This window comes from Mesorhizobium sp. M4B.F.Ca.ET.017.02.2.1 (assembly GCF_003998955.1).
In the GTDB taxonomy this organism is placed as follows: Bacteria; Pseudomonadota; Alphaproteobacteria; order Rhizobiales; family Rhizobiaceae; genus Mesorhizobium; species Mesorhizobium abyssinicae.
This window is the reverse complement of sequence record NZ_RZOF01000010.1, coordinates 31,321-44,897: the sequence shown is the minus strand read 5'-3', so window position 1 is coordinate 44,897 and position 13,577 is coordinate 31,321. Positions and strand designations below refer to the sequence as shown.

Annotated in this window: 14 protein-coding genes; 8 read left to right on the top strand and 6 right to left on the bottom strand. The window is 57.8% G+C overall.

The features are described 5' to 3' along the window. From EN738_RS35310 to EN738_RS02890, 6 genes are all read right to left on the bottom strand, one after another. Window positions 1-186, bottom strand: a 186-nt coding sequence (locus tag EN738_RS35310; RefSeq protein ID WP_189605728.1) for a hypothetical protein, incomplete at its 3' end; no start/stop codon positions are given. Further along, complete coding sequence (metK, locus tag EN738_RS02915) at window positions 161-1,336, bottom strand: methionine adenosyltransferase (protein WP_063169265.1); 1,176 nt, start codon at window positions 1,334-1,336, stop codon at window positions 161-163. The genes EN738_RS35310 and metK, both read right to left, overlap by 26 nt. Window positions 1,337-1,393: 57 nt before the next feature. After that, window positions 1,394-2,731, bottom strand: a complete 1,338-nt coding sequence (gene glyA / locus EN738_RS02910) for a serine hydroxymethyltransferase (RefSeq protein ID WP_091595829.1) — start codon at window positions 2,729-2,731, stop codon at window positions 1,394-1,396. Between the two features lie 37 nt (window positions 2,732-2,768). Beyond that, a complete protein-coding gene (locus EN738_RS02905) occupies window positions 2,769-3,113 on the bottom strand; it encodes a helix-turn-helix domain-containing protein (protein WP_127282368.1) in 345 nt (114 codons plus the stop codon). A gap of 1,051 nt (window positions 3,114-4,164) precedes the next feature. Continuing rightward, entirely contained in the window at window positions 4,165-5,976 is a 1,812-nt protein-coding gene (locus EN738_RS02895) for an HrpF/NolX family T3SS translocon protein (RefSeq protein ID WP_236370748.1), read from the bottom strand. Between the two features lie 427 nt (window positions 5,977-6,403). Beyond that, entirely contained in the window at window positions 6,404-7,102 is a 699-nt protein-coding gene (locus EN738_RS02890; RefSeq protein WP_091595837.1) for a secretin N-terminal domain-containing protein, read from the bottom strand. 186 nt (window positions 7,103-7,288) lie between these two features. On the opposite strand from EN738_RS02890, the gene EN738_RS02885 reads away from it, so the two are divergent. The 8 genes from EN738_RS02885 (at window position 7,289) to sctR (ending at window position 13,550) form a co-directional block, all read left to right on the top strand. Then, window positions 7,289-7,798, top strand: coding sequence for a nodulation protein NolB (locus EN738_RS02885; RefSeq protein ID WP_095521281.1), 510 nt, complete (start codon window positions 7,289-7,291; stop codon window positions 7,796-7,798). A 9-nt stretch (window positions 7,799-7,807) separates the two neighbouring features. After that, window positions 7,808-8,671 carry a type III secretion inner membrane ring lipoprotein SctJ gene (gene sctJ / locus EN738_RS02880; protein ID WP_095521257.1) on the top strand — a complete coding sequence of 288 codons (864 nt, stop codon included), beginning with the start codon at window positions 7,808-7,810 and terminating at the stop codon, window positions 8,669-8,671. Further along, window positions 8,616-9,311, top strand: coding sequence for a nodulation protein NolU (locus EN738_RS02875; protein ID WP_281034022.1), 696 nt, complete (start codon window positions 8,616-8,618; stop codon window positions 9,309-9,311). Before sctJ ends, EN738_RS02875 begins: the two co-directional genes overlap by 56 nt. Continuing rightward, entirely contained in the window at window positions 9,308-9,931 is a 624-nt protein-coding gene (gene sctL / locus EN738_RS02870; protein ID WP_095521256.1) for a type III secretion system stator protein SctL, read from the top strand. The genes EN738_RS02875 and sctL overlap by 4 nt, the downstream gene beginning before the upstream one ends. After that, entirely contained in the window at window positions 9,928-11,286 is a 1,359-nt protein-coding gene (gene sctN, locus EN738_RS02865; protein ID WP_024505372.1) for a type III secretion system ATPase SctN, read from the top strand. The genes sctL and sctN overlap by 4 nt, the downstream gene beginning before the upstream one ends. Continuing rightward, window positions 11,262-11,774: a hypothetical protein gene (locus EN738_RS02860; protein ID WP_091595843.1), complete on the top strand. Its 513-nt coding sequence runs from the start codon at window positions 11,262-11,264 to the stop codon at window positions 11,772-11,774. Before sctN ends, EN738_RS02860 begins: the two co-directional genes overlap by 25 nt. 89 nt (window positions 11,775-11,863) lie before the next feature. Then, window positions 11,864-12,892 (top strand): type III secretion system cytoplasmic ring protein SctQ, encoded by a 1,029-nt coding sequence (sctQ, locus tag EN738_RS02855; RefSeq protein WP_187331393.1) that lies wholly within the window; start codon window positions 11,864-11,866, stop codon window positions 12,890-12,892. Continuing rightward, window positions 12,885-13,550 (top strand): type III secretion system export apparatus subunit SctR, encoded by a 666-nt coding sequence (gene sctR, locus EN738_RS02850; protein WP_029354851.1) that lies wholly within the window; start codon window positions 12,885-12,887, stop codon window positions 13,548-13,550. Before sctQ ends, sctR begins: the two co-directional genes overlap by 8 nt. Window positions 13,551-13,577 lie beyond the last annotated feature (27 nt).

Genomic DNA, 13,577 nt, shown 5'->3' with positions numbered 1-13,577 from the left:
GCACTGGGCGATGATGTCGACAATGGCATTACCGATGCAGAGCACGTCATAATCCGCATCAAAATCTCCGCCAAAAACCCGAGCCGGCTTCTTGCCATGCCGGCCGGGCGTGGTCTCGCGAGTTGAAATGGGTTGCCGCATGCGCTTGATCCAGCCGCCCTCACGCAGCTGCCGGTCCTGCTTCACGCAGCAAATCGTCAGCTTTGTCCGTCTTCTCCCAGGTGAACTCAGGCTCTTCACGCCCGAAGTGTCCGTATGTCGCCGTCTTGCGGTATATCGGGCGTAAGAGATCAAGCATCTTGATGATGCCTTTCGGTCGGAGATTGAAAACCTCGAGAACAAGGCGCTCGATCCTTTTTTCCTCGATCCTTGCGGTTCCGAAAGTATTGACCATGACAGAAACCGGACTGGCCACGCCGATCGCGTAGGCAAGCTGAACCTCGCAGACCTCCGCAAGGCCGCTGGCAACGATGTTCTTCGCGACATACCGGGCGGCATAGGCCGCCGAGCGGTCAACCTTGGATGGGTCCTTGCCCGAAAAGGCACCGCCGCCGTGACGCCCGGTCCCACCGTAGGAATCGACGATGATCTTCCGTCCTGTGAGGCCGCAGTCGCCGGCAGGCCCACCGACCACGAACCGCCCTGTTGGGTTGACCAGAAATCTGATCCCCGAAGTATCCAGGTGGGCCGGCAGGACCGGTTTTATGATCTCCTCAATGACGCCTTCGCGTACCGTGGCTTGTGAGACCGCTTCGTCATGCTGCGTCGACAGGACTATGGTATCCAGCGCCACCGGGCGGAGCCCTTCGTAGCGTACGGACACTTGAGATTTCACGTCCGGACGCAGCCAGCCAAGCTGTCCCGCTTTCCGGACCTCGGCCTGTCTTTTCGTCAAATGGTGAGCGAGTTGGATCGGCAGGGGCATCAATGTATCCGTCTCGTTGCATGCGAATCCAAACATGATGCCCTGATCCCCTGCCCCCTGCCCGAGATCCTGCCCTCGTCCTTCATCAACGCCCTGGCTTATGTCGGGCGACTGCTCGGTGAGGGCCAGAACGACGGCGCAACGTCGACCATCAAAGCCAATCGCATCATCGTCGTAGCCAATATCGAGTATCGTATCGCGGGCGACTTGGCTGTAATCGATGTGGGCATGGCTGGTGATCTCGCCAGCCACAACGACCATCCCCGTCTTCACCAACACTTCACAGGCGACGCGCGCCTTCGGATCGGTGCGCAGGACCGCATCGAGAATGGCATCGGAGATGTTGTCTGCCATCTTATCGGGGTGTCCCGCGCCGACGGATTCGGAAGAGAACACGAACTGCCTGGTCATAAAAATGCCCTCGCTTCAAGTGCTGGAGTTAGTGAGGAGTTTCTGGATTGGGGTGGCTTATCGGTCGGGGATGCCGGGAACATCGAACGCAGTGCAGAAGTCGGCAACGTCTCTTCGTACGCTCGCATGAACTTCCTGGTCATCGGGCTGGCGGCAGACCGAGTCGATGAAAGCGGCGATCTGCACCATCTCCGTTTCGCGCATGCCCATGGACGTCACCGCTGGTGTCCCTAAGCGGATGCCGCTTGTCAGCGCCGGATGCCGCCGGTCGCCCGGGACCATATTGAAATTCGCAATGATGCCTGCACGCGATAAGCGCTCCGCATAGGCTTTGCCTGACAGCGGCCGGTCCCGAAGATCAAGGATCAGCATGTGATTGTCAGTGCCCCCGGTGACGAGTTCATAACCTCGCTCCAGAAGCGCCTGGGCCAGAGCCTTGGCGTTGTGGACGATCTGCTGACCGTAGACACGAAAGGACGAGTTCGCTGCTTCCTGCAAAGCGACGGCAAGCGCGGCGATAGTATTCATATGCGGTCCGCCTTGCAGAAGAGGGAACACGGCGCGGTCTATACGTTTGGCCAGATTGTGTTTGCTCTTCGGATGATGGAGGGGCTGATAACGGTCTTCATTCCTTGATAAAATGAAGCCACCCCGGGGACCGCGGATCGACTTGTGAGAGGTGCTGGTGACCACATCGCAATGGGGCACGGGGTTCGGATGCACTCCTGCGACAACCAGGCCGCTGATGTGGGCGATGTCAGCCACCAGATACGAGTTCACCTCCGAAGCAATTTCGGCCATTGCCGCGTAGTCAAAAATACGCGGATAAGCAGTTCCGCCGACCCAAATTAGCTTCGGGCGTTCCCGCTTGGCGGTCTCGCGCAAGTGGTCATAGTCAATTTGCTGTGTCTTTTCGTGCAGCCTGTACGGGACGCGCTGATAATCGCTGCCGGAAAAATTGACGGACCAACCGTGAGTCAGATGGCCGCCTTCGGGTAAAGGCAAGCCCATCACTTTGTCACGGGGGCTCAAAAGCGCGCGATAGACAGCCTGGTTGGCTGGCGAGCCTGAATAAGGCTGGACGTTGGCGTGTTCACTGCCAAATAGCGCTTTCAGGCGCTCGATCGCGAGGGTCTCAAGCTCATCGACGATCTCGTTTCCGGCGTAGTAGCGCGCACCGGGGTATCCCTCGGCATACTTGTTGGTGAAAATCGACCCGGTCGCTTCCAACACCGCCGAGGAGGCAAAGTTCTCGGAGGCGATCAGTTTGAGAGTTGTCCGCTCCTGGCGCTCCTGTCTTAGAAGCAGTTCGCGAACGCGGGAGTCGACGGCGGCTAAGTGAGGCCGCCCGTAAGTGTCGGGCTGCGCGATGGCGCCGCCGGCGGAGTTATCCATGGTAGTCGCGCTCCATTTGGACTGATCTATTTCACGATCAAGCAAGCGGTCCCTTCAACCGCGCGTCTTGTATTGCTTCCAGGCGTTGTAGGTCTCTTTTATGATGACCATCATCGTGGGGCAGGAGATCGACCACCAATTGAGCCAGCCCGCCATCCTTGCCTCCTGCTTGCATATGGTACGAAGACTGCGGACGTTGTTCGTTGCAGCAAAGAAAGTTGGCTCTGACCAGCCGCCGGACGTGGCGTCGAACCTGCTCGCGAGGCAGACTGGTAATATCGGCCAGCTCGCCGACGGTTAGATCCGCATGCGCGCAAAGGCCCAGGATTCGAAGGCGATCAAGATGCGCTGCCGTCCTTACGCGATTTACCAGTGTCAACATTGGTTGGCATCAACCCGGACGGGATGCAGCAAGCCGCTAGCCCTTCTATCCCCATCAATCCGCATGAGATCTCTTCTTGTCATTTGCTGTAAATCCGCTGGTATGGATGCTAATGGAAGATGGATCACAGTCCTTTCTACGACTAAGACGCCAGATATTGGGGCTAATGTACCACCTGACAGGAGACTACGCTCACGAACATTATGTGAATTTTTTTTAACGTTGCTGAGAATCAAGGGTGAGGTTTGGCGAATGTCTCGCCGTCGACTGTCGAATCCTGCCCGACGGGATTATGGGGTGCGTAGCCTGCTTGTCCTTTCCACATGACCAGCGACGATGGGGCGAAGGCGGCAGACATAGCTCTGGAGCATGCTGCGGTGTCTTTGGCCTGAAGCCGAGGAAGGCGGACCGTGGCTTCCGCGCCGCTGCCGGGAGCCCCCGAACAGGCCAAGTGGATCAGCCGGGTGTTGCCGTCATAGAGCGTGAGACCCAAAGCTGGCCAGCCGCGCCCTGAGGCTGACGCACCGCTCAGCGTCCACCTTGCTCTCGAAGCCCATCGGCATAGCGCCGATAACGACTTGACCGCGTGCGTGTCGACGAGCGATCGGTGAGCGCAAGGATCGAGGGTGCAGTGCAGGATAATGCTGTTTTAGCGCTGTTTTCAGCCGACTGCCTTGAGCGTGGGCACAAGGATATAGGCCGCAGGAGATCATCGTCTGGCTGTTCGGGAGGCCGCCCTGGGCGCGCGACAGCCGTTCCTTCGGCTGCGCCAGCTCCGCCACCATCCGCGCCGTGCCTTCCGGAGACCATTCCCGCTGCCGGCCGGCGCCCGTGAAAACCTCGACCCGGCGCACCGGCTCGAGATGGCTGGGCTCAGCGTAACTCTGAAGTCGTCATATACCGAAGCCTTCACAGACTTCGGACATCTCCCTCACAGTCCGATCAAGATGGCGTCAGGAACACCGCTTGCGTTGATGCGGATGAACCCCTGCTTGTGCCACAATGACCCTTATCTCAGCGCGCGAGCCAAAGCTTCCGCGCAAGGCGACGGCTAGGATAAGGCAATGCCGACGAAGGGCACATTGCTTGCCACACTCTGGAATGATGGCATGCTCGGAAGGCCTAGGTTTTGCTCAGGGCCGCCTGCAAGGCGCGCTTGGAGGTTATTCACATAGCCTTCTGCGTAGTCCTGCGCCGTCGAGACCGAAAGATCAATGCCTGCCGCCAAGGCCTCTTCCATCAGGTGCTTTACGAGCCCATTTCGAATGGCCAGCTTGACCTCGGGGCCTGCGATAAGGCCGATCGCCTGCGCGGCCATATTGAGGCCAGCTTCCTCCAGCGCTCGCTTCATATCGCCTCCGTTAATGGCCGTACGCAGGAGATTGGCTGCTTGCGACTCAGCCTCGAGAACCATCGAGGCAAGATCGGCTACTTGTCCGAGGCCCGGAATGAAGCTGAGCAGTCCCACCGCCGTTGCCGCCAAGTCGAGCACTTTCGTCTCGATTTTGAGCACGGAGTCGACGACGTGCATGACGGCCCCGCCGTTCTTTTTGGCTGACTTAATGTCAGGCTGGTCCATCAGGCCCATCTTCATGTCCGCGACGGCATTCTGCTCTTCTGCGGTTTGGGCGCCGTGGGTGATTGGCTGCTGAACGTTGCGGTTCGCAGACGACATGTTTGTGCAAAAATGGGCAAAGTCTTTTTTGCTGATATTGCCGGAATCAACCGTATGCCCGCCGCCAAAGTCGAAGAATTTATGATGGGTCTTATAGCCCGTGATCGAATTGTTCAGGAGGCCAAACAAAAGAGGATCTGAAAGGAGCTGAGAGGCTGCTTCCCGCACTTTCGGATCAAGGCTCTTGTCGTCTTTCATTTTCGCCAGTTTGTCGCGAGTCAGAACACCGCTTCCAAAGAACGTGTCCTGATGGTCCTTGATCATCTCGACCGTATTCAGCTCAGTTTGCGTGAGGCTCATCGACGATGAGGCCACTTGCAGGAAATCCTCTTTGTGCATCTTCCCTTTCGAGCCACCGCACAACTGGTTCCAAGCATCGGGGTGATCGAGGAAATATTGCGCCGCCGCAATGACCTGGGGCGGAAATTTGCCGTTTTTCGATTCGCCGCCGACCATTTTCTTGAACTCATCCAGACTCAGGTCCTTGGACAGATTTTCGGAGTACCGGTAAAACTCCCGCAAGGCATCGCTCAAGGTCATGACCGAAGGCTGCAAACCTCCGCTGCCGTCGGATGGTATGTAGTTCTGCTCGTAGCTTTGCGCTTGGGCTTCCTGAAATGCAGCAACTTGTGGGTGGTGGTTTGAAAATCCGGCCAAGTCCTTGGCGTTGATCTTGCCTCCACAGCGGCCGTCGCCCTGCGAGCCAATCGCATAAAAAAGTCCCGAATCCTGCTGCAGTCCCTTGATCGCCGCTTTCAGATCCGGTGGCGTAGAGGGATCATTGGCTTTCTCGGTCAACGACTTCCAACTAAGCGGGCATTGGTCCTTGTGACGGTTGAGTACCGCAACAATCTGCAACTCAGCCGTGGTCAGCGACCCACCGTTCCACGTGATTCCGGGGCTCGGCCTGGGAGCCGGCTCGATCTTCGGGGTGACGCGGAGCAGATGTTGGGCTTCAGTCGCCTTGGAGCGTTGCGATTGGTCCTCCTTGAGAGCCGCCCTCATATGTGGCGGCAGCAGATCCAGTGGGTGTTGCTCCAAGCCCTTCAATGTCGATTCGACATCCGGTGCCAGATGGCCCAAAGGGTCCTGCCGCAATTTATCCATTGTCGAATCAAGATTCGACGTTGGCAGATCCCCTTGCGCGAAAGAGCCGGGCTTGTTTGCCAGCACACAAGTGGACAGCATCGCTTCGAAGCACGATGCACTTTGCTGATGCTGGGTCGCAAAATGGGAAACTTTCAGGCCCGGCCAACCCCTTGCGGACTGTAGCGAATTTGAGCGGTAGAAAGTTGAAAGATTGCTGGCCGACATTGTGCATCCTCAGACGTGACGTTGAAATCCCCACAAGAGACCCCGACAGAAGATCCCTTGCGTTTCACAAAATTCGACAATTCCAAGCGTCGGCAGGTCACGAATGCGCCTGCCCTGCCTTCAATTGCTGTGTTCCGGGCCGGCTCCAAGGTTCGGTCCAACACAATGGCCGGAGTCACCGCGAGAGCTGCCGGGACTCATCATGAGCGGATTAGCTTTCGAGAAACTGACGAGTTTGCGAAGAGTTCACAAAGGGGTAGCCGCAGTCATGTTCTTCAGAGCTGCGGCAAATCCTCAATGTTCATTTCTTGCCCAGCTCAGGCTTCCCGCCAACGCTATCCTGTTGTGGGATGTCAGAAGAATAAGAAGCATCCGGTCGTCCGTCGCGAACGACCGTAGTGGAGGAGCCGCGAAACAAGATCAGCACTGATTCCTTTGGCGTGGCCGCTATGTGAGTCTGCGCCTGCGCCTCCGCCACCAAGCCGTTAAAGGTCTGCTCCACGAGTGCGACGAAGCGCGGTGGACCGGAAACGAAGACGAGGCCATTGCCTGGCACGGGTTTGACTACATAGCGCTCGTCGGAGATATCAAGCTTGTCGAGAGCCCCCTTGAACGCATCGAAGCGAATCGACGTCATCAAAAGCATTCGAGTTTGCGATTCTTGTGCAGCAGACACATAGAGCACAAGGCCGTCATAGTACCATTGGAGACCGTAAAGGTTCGTCAAGCGGTCGAGGAACGCGCGCGGTGGCAAATCAGGCATACGTCCGCGAATTCGCCCCTTCACCGCAGGACTGATGTTGACCCTGATATTCAGGTTGTTGCCGAATTCCTGCAACGCTGCAGCGAGTTCCTGATCCAGAACCGTGTATCTATAGGGTGTCGCCGGAAGGGACAGCGGGACTGCGTGCGCCGGGTGAATCCCGGTGGACAGAAAAAACCCGGCACAGAGAAGTCTCAAAACATGCAGGGTGACGGGTTGGATAAGCGTTCTCGGCATGTCGCACTGATAAACCAAACGCTGAAATCATCACAAGTGACTAAATTGCCGAAGAGATTTTAGATGTCGAAATGACGCCGCCGTTAGTCAGCTTGTTGTCAGCTTGCCCCCCTAGGAGTGTTGCGCCGACACCGGGTGATGAATGGGCGGGGCTCGCCCGGTCAGAGAGAGCAACCGAGTCCTTACATGATGATGCCTGTCACGTCGATCTCTGCCACTCTAACGGCTGGCCTCCCCAGGGTCGGATCACCGTCGATTGTCGAGCAGGCCCAGTTTGAGCGCGCCTTAGGGCATGCAGCCGACTCGCTGAAAAACGATGCCGCCGCGGGGCCAGCGAGTGCGGCGCCAGTTGCTGCGGCGATGGATGTTCAGCGCGCGGCTGCGCCGACGAGCGGCATGGGCGATCGCGTGTTGCAGACGATTTCCTCCCTATATCCACACAACACTGTTTCCTTCCCCGCGCTCGACCATGACATAGCCCTTTCGAAGGGCGCTCTACCGGGACCGGCGCAGAAGCTTCCCGTCGCAGGTGAGGCGGGAACCGGAATCTCGGGCATTCCTCAACAAGGGCAAGACTTCGAAACGATGATGGCTGGTCTTCGGGATGTTTACAACGGCGTCACCCAGGTGGCGCTTATCTCCAAAGGCGTCAGCGGCATCACATCATCCGTGAATAAACTTTTGAAGGAAGGCTGAACCGGGCGCATGATTGGCTTGGCCAAGGGCGAAATCATGCGTGGCCTGTCAGGGTGGCGGTCGATTAGACTTGTCATGCTGCCAGTTCTCGTCGCCCTCAGTGCTTGCAAAACCGACCTCTACACGCAATTGCAAGAGCGTGAGGCAAATGAAATGCTCGCACTTCTTGAAGACAACGGGGTCGCCGCGATCCGGGTGGTCGCCAAGGATGGGACCAGCACGATCCAGGTTGACGAAAAGCTGCTCGCCTTCTCAATCAACCTTCTGAACGCCAAGGGGTTGCCGCGCCAATCCTTCAAGAACCTCGGTGAGATATTCCAAGGATCAGGCCTGATTGCCTCGCCGACCGAAGAGCGTGCCCGTTACGTGTATGCCCTGAGCGAAGAGTTGTCGCGGACGATCAGCGATATCGATGGCGTTTTTTCTGTACGTGTTCACGTCGTGCTGCCGCATAACGACCTTGTGCGAGCCGGCGCCACGCCATCCTCGGCCTCGGTGTTTATCAGGCACGACGCCAAAACAAATGTCGCGGCTCTGCTGCCAAAGATAAAGATGCTGGTAGCCGACAGCATCGAAGGCTTGTCCTACGATAAGGTGGAAGTGGTTTTGGTGCCGGTAGAACGGTCCGCACACGAGCAACGGCCCGATCCGACTGCTGTTTTGCCACAAGCATCAATACCTCTTCCTGCGCCAATTCTGGCGACCGTGACAGGTTTTGCCGCAGCCGTATTCGCCTTGGCCTGTTATCTCTTGGTCAGCGTTGTTACGCGTCGGCGCAAGCAATCAACCGGCGTTTCCAAGGTCGAGGGGCGCCGGGATGCTTCTGCTGTCGAGGCCATTCGCAAAAGAATGCCTGCAATTGGACGTGGGTGACATCTCATTGCAAATGCCTATACAGACCGCCCGACCTGATGGTCCGCACCAATTGCGTTTTCCGGGCGCGAGCGAGCTTGCGGCTTCGGCCCATCCGACCCGTCTAGCGGCGCGTCTTGATCCGGCGTTATCGGCAGAAACGTTAGTGAAGTTGCAGAAGTGTTCCAGACTGCATCCAAGGCTGGCAGAATTGCTGGGCAACTATGACGTGGATCTGAACCACATCGGCTGCAGGCCGGACCTTCTACGCGGGCACGATCCATATCGAGCTGCCCTTCTTGCTGGTAGTATCTGGCATGCCCGTTCGCTGGTCGCGTTTGTCTCTCAGCCTGAGCTTGCCATCCTTGTTAAACGCATCGGCGTGGATGCACACGCATTCGGAATCCGACACCTGCTGCATGCCGTTGAGAACAGACTGATCGCGGACCCAGAAAAACTCGCTCAGCAAATCGAATACGATGGACATGCATGTCTTGGGGCTTGGCTCCAGGACAGTTCAGCGACCGAGCGTAACCGCGTGCTTCTTCGGTTGCCCGAGGGGACTGCCGCGGAGACTCCAGCACCTGAGCATTGGACCGCCGCCGGCCAATTGCTTTCACTTGTACTAGCTCATTTTGAGACAGAGACCCCGGTGAAATGACAGCCGAACTTTCCGAGGGGCCAATAGCGCCGCAGATGCGTCCAGTCGGACCACTGATACCCGCGAGCGAGCTCGAAACCTGGCACAGCGCCGCGCAAGCGCTTGCCGCGGCAGAACGGCATCGGCAGCGCGTTCGAAACTGGGCACGCGCCGTTTACCAGCGGGCGTGGGCGCGCGGCCACATGGAGGGCTCGAATGCAGGCACCGAGGAGATGGCAGGGCTGATTGCGGAGACAATCTCCGAAATCGCGCGACGAAAGGCGGCTCTGGAGCAGGAATTGCCGCAGCTCGTGATGGAAATATTGAGCGATCTTATCGGCGCTTTCGATCCGGGCGAGCTATTGGTGAGGGCTGTTCGTCACGCCATAGAGTGTCAATACAGCGGCGCCGAAGTTTGCCTTCATGTTTCTCCCATGCAAGTCGACATGCTTGCACGAGAGTTTGCTCGATGCGACGGCCAGGATGGTCGACCAAGGGTGCGGATCGAGCCCGACCCGACGTTGTCGCCGCAACGGTGCGTGCTGTGGAGCGAGTACGGCAATGTCGACCTGGGACTTGACGCCCAGATGCGCGCGCTGCGCCTTGGTTTCGGGACGCTCTGTGAAAAAGGCGAGCTATGAGAAAGCCCGTCCCAGAACATAACGCTGACGCCGACACTCGAGCTCTCGTTCCAGCAATCTCGTCGTTGAGGGCTGCGGCCAAGCGAATTGACACGCGTGCGGTGCGGGGTCGGATCACGCGGGCTATCGGCACACTGGTTCATGCCGTCTTGCCAGACACTCGTATTGGGGAACTTTGCCTCCTAGAGGACCCGCGAACCGGGCTGTCGCTCGAGGCCGAGGTGATCGGCCTGTCGGGTGATGGTGTATTGCTGACACCGATCGGGGACTTGGTGGGCCTATCCAGCCGCGCAGAGGTCGTGGCCACTGGCCGAATGCGTGAGGTGCCCGTCGGCGGCGATTTGCTCGGTCGCGTGATCGACAGTCGTTGCCGCCCATTGGACGGCAAAGGCGAAATCAAGACCGTCGAAACTCGGCCACTGCATGGCAGAGCCCCCAATCCGATGACGAGGCGCATGATTGAGCGGCCATTCCCGCTTGGGGTCCGTGTCCTCGATGGTCTGCTGACGTGCGGCGAGGGCCAGCGGATCGGGATTTATGGCGAGCCAGGTGGTGGCAAGTCGACGCTGTTGTCACAGATCGTAAAGGGTGCCGCCGCTGACGTCGTCATAGTGGCGCTCATAGGCGAACGTGGACGGGAAGTTCGTGAATTCATCGAAAGGAATCTTGGTGAAGAGGGCCTTCTCCGTACGGTCGTCGTGGTTGAAACCTCCGACCGCTCGGCGGTGGAGCGTGCGCAATGCGCTCCAATGGCGACTGCGCTCGCGGAATATTTTCGCGATCAGGGCCTACGCGTTGCTCTCATGCTGGATTCGCTGACGCGCTTCTGCCGCGCTATGCGCGAAATAGGCCTTGCTGCGGGTGAGCCGCCGACGCGACGGGGCTTTCCTCCTTCCGTTTTTGGCATGCTGCCAGGCCTGCTCGAGCGCGCCGGCATGGGTGAGCGGGGCTCAATCACGGCCTTCTATACGGTGCTTGTAGAGGGTGATGGCACAGGTGATCCAATCGCCGAGGAATCGCGTGGTATTCTCGATGGCCATGTCATCCTCTCACGCGCTATTGCGGCGCGATCGCATTTCCCCGCTATTGATGTGCTGCAGAGTCGCAGCCGCGTCATGGATGCAGTCGTTTCGGGGACACATCGCAAGGCAGCATCCATTTTCCGCGAGCTCCTATCGCGCTATGCCGAGACCGAGTTCTTGATCAATGTTGGCGAATACAAGCCAGGTGGAGATCCCCTGACTGACCGGGCCGTCGCGTCAATCGACGAACTGAGGGAGTTTCTGCGCCAGAGCGAAGATGACGCGTCAGATTTCGAGGAGACGGTCGCATGGATGTCGCGTCTGACCGCGTGAACTGGGTTCAGTCTTCGAGGTTACGGCTTCTGAAGGAAATGCAAGAGCGTCGTGCCCTTGGCGAGCTGTCCAAGAAGGAAGCCCAGCGCGATGTGGCCGCCTCAGCCGTACAAAATGCCGCTAGGGAGCTTGCAATGATACAGCAACATTGTTCAAGAACAGAAGCAGCGCTCTATCAGCATCTGATGTCACTCGACAACTTGTCTAGCGCAGCGCTCGACCGTCACCGCCTTCACACTGAACAGCTTGCCGCTGAGATCACTTCCAGACGGCAGATGCTTGATGATGCCCAAATCGCTCAAGAGGAGGCTGAGATGGCGGCGTCCAGGACGAGGGAGCTATGGGTCATATGTTCGGCGGCAAGGGACAAATGGCAACAAATCGAGGACGACGTGCGGCGCGCCGTCGAGACTCATTCGGAGGCCGCAGCCGAGATCGAGGCCGACGACGAGATACTGCTGAAATATGCGAGGGGGTCGCTTGCCTAAATGCCGCGCAACCGGATCCGACAGTCGCAAGAGGTCGTCCGAATGACACGACCGTGCAGTCTTTGATAGCCGCTGCGGTCACACCCGCCATGTTCGAACCAGTTCTGAAACTGTCCCGCACGGTTGTCTCGTGGCTCAATGATACAGCAGCGCCCCGCACGCCGTTTCAAAGCCGGATCAACGAGGTGCCGCTATCGGTGCGAACGGCAGGGCTTGTCTGGCAGCAGGAACCTGCTGCCATTCCGATGCTTGACTGCGTCTGGAGAGTGGGAGCCGAGACGGTCATCTTGTCGCTGTCGCGCCCGCTCGTAGAGGAGTTCATCACGACAGTGCAGAACGGCTTGGCCTTCCCTTCCGAGCCAACTGCTTCGCTTATTCTCGAACTCGCTCTTGAGCCGCTTGTCACTCGACTGGAGGAGACGACGCGTCTGAACGTGCAACTCGTGCGCGTATGCGAAGCCACGATGCTGGCTCCTCATCTTGAACTCGACATCATTTTCGGCGCGGTCAAGGGCAAGGGCCGTCTATTCCTGTTCACGCCTCTTGACGGCTTAGTACCGCCTGCGTTTCGCGCGCTAGGCGAACTGCTTGCCCAGTTGCCGCGGCAGCTGGGCGGGCTGCCTCCAGAGCTCCCGCTCATTGTTGCAGGAGAGGTCGGCACGCTTCGCCTTCCTGCGGCGCTTCTTCGAAGCGCATGTGTCGGTGATGCATTGTTGCCCGATATTGCGCCGTTCGGCCGCGGCCAGATCACCCTAGCTGTCGGCCAGTTGTGCGCCGGGGCGGATCTTGACGGCGATGAATTAATCTTGCGGGGGCCTTTCCGCCCGCGACCGTGTCCTTTGGAGAATGCGCATATGACACAACCCGGATCGCAACTGGAGCTTACTAAGGATCTCGACGATGTCGAGATCGTGCTTGTCTTTGAATGCGGCCGCTGGCCTATTTCTCTTGGGGAATTAAGAAGTGCCGGCGAAGGGCATATTTTTGAACTTGGATGGCCGATCGACGGCCCGGTCGACATAGTGGCCAATGGTCAGCGTATCGGGCGTGGCGACATTGTCCGCATCGGAGAAGAGCTGGGCATCAGGCTCCGTGGCGGGTTTGCATGCAATGAGTGAAGCTCAGCCGACAATCCTGGCGCTTCTTGCGGTTACCGCCGGACTCGGTCTGCTGGTTTTAGCAGTTGCCACGACAACGGCCTTTGTAAAGGTATCAATTGTTCTTTTCCTCGTCCGCAATGCGCTCGGGACCCAGACCATACCACCCAATGTGGTGCTGTACGCCGCGGCGATGATCCTCACTATGTTCGTTAGTGCGCCCGTTGCTGAGCAGACCTATGACCGCATGTCGGATCCCAAGCTCCACTATCAGACATTCGACGACTGGGTAAGCGCCGCTAAAGCCGGAAGTGAGCCCTTGCGCGAGCATCTCAAGAAATTCACAAATGAAGAGCAGCGGCGATTTTTCCTATCTTCGACAGAAAAGGTCTGGCCAGAGGAAATGCACGCTGCAGCCACGCCTGATGACTTTGCAATACTTGTACCATCTTTCTTGCTATCAGAATTGAAGCGCGGATTTGAGATAGGATTTCTACTTTATCTGCCTTTTATTGTTATAGATCTGATAGTGACAACTATCTTGATGGCAATGGGTATGTCGATGGTCTCACCAACTGTTATATCTGTCCCGTTCAAGATCTTTTTGTTTGTTGCCATTGATGGTTGGTCAAAATTGATGCATGGGCTTGTGCTGAGTTATACGTTACCGGGAGGCTGATCATCACTGAATCCAGCATCATTACTC

Bases quoted from the DNA above. Each gene is read 5' to 3' on its own strand.
- sctL (WP_095521256.1), top strand. From the start codon at position 9,308: ATGACAGCCGAACTTTCCGAGGGGCCAATAGCGCCGCAGATGCGTCCA.
- glyA (WP_091595829.1), bottom strand. From the start codon at position 2,731: ATGGATAACTCCGCCGGCGGCGCCATCGCGCAGCCCGACACTTACGGG.
- sctN (WP_024505372.1), top strand. From the start codon at position 9,928: ATGAGAAAGCCCGTCCCAGAACATAACGCTGACGCCGACACTCGAGCT.
- EN738_RS02885 (WP_095521281.1), top strand. From the start codon at position 7,289: ATGATGATGCCTGTCACGTCGATCTCTGCCACTCTAACGGCTGGCCTC.
- EN738_RS02875 (WP_281034022.1), top strand. From the start codon at position 8,616: ATGCTTCTGCTGTCGAGGCCATTCGCAAAAGAATGCCTGCAATTGGAC.
- sctJ (WP_095521257.1), top strand. From the start codon at position 7,808: ATGATTGGCTTGGCCAAGGGCGAAATCATGCGTGGCCTGTCAGGGTGG.
- metK (WP_063169265.1), bottom strand. From the start codon at position 1,336: ATGACCAGGCAGTTCGTGTTCTCTTCCGAATCCGTCGGCGCGGGACAC.
- EN738_RS02890 (WP_091595837.1), bottom strand. From the start codon at position 7,102: ATGCCGAGAACGCTTATCCAACCCGTCACCCTGCATGTTTTGAGACTT.
- sctR (WP_029354851.1), top strand. From the start codon at position 12,885: ATGAGTGAAGCTCAGCCGACAATCCTGGCGCTTCTTGCGGTTACCGCC.
- EN738_RS02895 (WP_236370748.1), bottom strand. From the start codon at position 5,976: ATGCTGTCCACTTGTGTGCTGGCAAACAAGCCCGGCTCTTTCGCGCAA.
- EN738_RS02905 (WP_127282368.1), bottom strand. From the start codon at position 3,113: ATGTTGACACTGGTAAATCGCGTAAGGACGGCAGCGCATCTTGATCGC.
- EN738_RS02860 (WP_091595843.1), top strand. From the start codon at position 11,262: ATGGATGTCGCGTCTGACCGCGTGAACTGGGTTCAGTCTTCGAGGTTA.
- sctQ (WP_187331393.1), top strand. From the start codon at position 11,864: ATGTTCGAACCAGTTCTGAAACTGTCCCGCACGGTTGTCTCGTGGCTC.